The organism is Steroidobacter sp. (assembly GCF_016790065.1).
Lineage (GTDB): Bacteria > Pseudomonadota > Gammaproteobacteria > Steroidobacterales > Steroidobacteraceae > Steroidobacter.
Genome location: NZ_JAEUPY010000022.1, coordinates 1 through 1785, shown reverse-complemented (window position 1 = coordinate 1785; position 1785 = coordinate 1). Strand labels below are relative to the sequence as shown.

The following is a 1785-nucleotide window of genomic DNA, read 5'->3' as shown; positions in this document are numbered from 1 at the left end:
ATCTGGACAGCAAACGTTCGATCCGGACGCCCAGCAACTGGCAAGTACGGCAGCCGATCTACACCTCTTCCCTCGGTCGTGCCGAGCAGTATCGCGATCAGCTGGGTCCGTTGATCGAAGCGCTCGGGTAAGGTGCGATGATCGACGCTACTAACCGAGCTCCATGGCTGGCTCTGTGCATGGTCGTAGCCCTGGTCTCGCCAGGGATTGCGGCAACCAGTGACGAGTACCGAGTCCCCGTCGCCGTATTTGCCGGCGAACCGCGGGGTCCGTTCCAGACAGGAACCTTCGAGGAACTATGGATCGACCGCGACAGAGAGGAGACGACGACGTCGGATCCCTCAGATCTGCGTCACTTGATGGTGCAGATCTGGTACCCGGCTCAATTCAAGGGCGATCCGCCTCGCGCACCCTATGCGCTGCACAGAGAATTCTATCCACATGACGAAGAAGCACAGTGGCTGGATGCCGCTGCAGCGGTCCGCACCCACTCGGTCTTGAACGCACCGACGGCAAAGCACCCGAAACCCTTCCCCGTGCTGATCTACAACCCGGGTGCCAGTCATCCGCCTTTCAGCGCAACGTTTCAAACAGAGTACTTGGCGAGTCACGGCTACGTGGTAGTGGCCATAGGCCACACGGGTTGGACACGCATCGAGCGCTTCGCCGATGGCTACAACTATCGACCGGATGAAGACGATGTGGATGCCGCAGCCACGCAGACGCCAGGCAAGTCTCAGGCGGAACAGCTTCAGCACAAAGTAGAGCTGTACGCGCGACTGAAGATGCCGATGCTGGTGAAGGACATCAGCTTCGTCCTCGATCGCTTGCAGACCCTCAATTCGACATCAGGGCATCGCTTTCACGACCGGCTCGATCTCACACGCGTGGGATCGCTGGGATGGTCGTTGGGAGGCGCGCTATCGATCCAGGCAAGTCGAGATGAGCAACGCGTGAAGGCCGCTATCAATCTCGATGGCTGGCTCTATACCGACGTGCAGAAGACCGGGACGAACAGGCCGGTCATGATCATGCATGGCGAAGGCACCGCCGAAGAAAGTTTGCGGCAATCAGCCGCTGAGCGTGAGAAGCGCTTGTTCGCGGCGACCTTGCCATGGCAGCTCTACGCGAAGATGACTGCACCCTGGTACGACGTGACGCTGGCTGGCGCAGATCATGAGCACTTCTCCGATCGCACGCTGTTCAGATCTGCCGACGTGAGTGCCATGCATCCGCGTGTCGCGCACGATATCGTCAATCGGTTCTCGCTCGAGTTCTTCGATAAATACCTGAAGGGCAGTACCAACACGCCGTTGCTTTCCGGAACCGAGCAGTACCGCGACGTACTGCTGCAGCAGAGCGAAAGAATCAAAGAGTAGGTCCTTGGGCCGTTTTCCTTGGAGATGCATGGTGAGAGTGCTTCGTAGTCTGCCCGCGTCACTGTTGCTGATGGGTATCGCGTTCGGCGCTCAGGCGGCTGACCGCTTTGAGCCGATTCGCAGTTACATCCGCGAGACGCTGAAAGAAGAATCGATCCCTTCGGTGTCCGTGGCCGTCGCGCGCAATGGCAAGATCATTTGGGAAGAGGGCTTTGGTTGGTCCAGCCTGGAGCGCCAGGTGCCGGCAACCGAGCACACGATGTACTCGCTAGCTTCCATCAGCAAACCCATCACTGCTACCGGTCTGATGACGCTGGTTGCGGCGGGTAAAGTCGATCTGGATGCGCCGGCGAATGATTATCTCGGCGCGTCGAAGCTGCGTGCCCGTGTCGGCGACGCGCAGGAC

The 1785-nt window shown here is 59.3% G+C and carries 2 protein-coding genes; both read left to right on the top strand.

Annotation, left to right across the window (positions count from 1 at the left end; genetic code table 11):
- The first annotated feature begins 179 nt into the window (after nt 1-179).
- Complete coding sequence (locus tag JNL55_RS00730; protein WP_293848256.1) at nt 180-1379, top strand: alpha/beta hydrolase family protein; 1200 nt, start codon at nt 180-182, stop codon at nt 1377-1379.
- Nucleotides 1380-1410: 31 nt separating this feature from the next.
- Nucleotides 1411-1785: serine hydrolase domain-containing protein (locus JNL55_RS00725; protein ID WP_293848254.1), on the top strand; the 375-nt coding region annotated here is incomplete at its 3' end.

What these genes read in the sequence shown, in the direction of transcription:
- JNL55_RS00730 (WP_293848256.1), top strand. Translation starts at nt 180, where the DNA reads ATGGTCGTAGCCCTGGTCTCGCCAGGGATTGCGGCAACCAGTGACGAG.